The sequence below is a fragment of the Bordetella genomosp. 13 genome (assembly GCF_007679965.1).
GTDB lineage: Bacteria > Pseudomonadota > Gammaproteobacteria > Burkholderiales > Burkholderiaceae_B > Bordetella.
Genome location: NZ_VEHL01000021.1, coordinates 1 through 451, shown reverse-complemented (window position 1 = coordinate 451; position 451 = coordinate 1). Strand labels below are relative to the sequence as shown.

1 pseudogene is annotated in these 451 nt (G+C 66.7%); it reads left to right on the top strand.

Annotated elements, in window-relative coordinates:
• A pseudogene (locus FS845_RS26400) lies at positions 1–451 on the top strand (Asp/Glu racemase); the annotation flags it as partial.

Below are 451 nucleotides of genomic sequence, written 5' to 3'. Positions count from 1 at the left end.
TACCGCATCGGCCAGATCGTGCCGAGCTCGAACACCACGATGGAGACGGAGATTCCCGCGATGCTGCGCGCGCGCGAGCTGATCCGTCCCGAGCGCTTCACCTTCCATTCCAGCCGGATGCGCATGAAGAAGGTGGTGAAGGAGGAACTGGCCGCGATGGACGCGGAGTCCGACCGTTGCGCCGTCGAGCTGTCGGATGCGCGCGTGGACGTGCTGGGCTACGCCTGCCTGGTGGCCATCATGGCCATGGGCCACGGCTACCACCGCGTGTCGCAGGAGCGCCTGACGGGCCACACGGCGGCCAACGGCGCCAGCGCGCCGGTCATCACCAGCGCGGGCGCGCTGGTCGATGCGCTGAAGATCATGAAGGCGAAGAAGATCGCCGTGGTGGCGCCCTACATGAAGCCGCTGACCGAGCTGGTGGTGAGCTACATCGCCAACGAAGGGTATG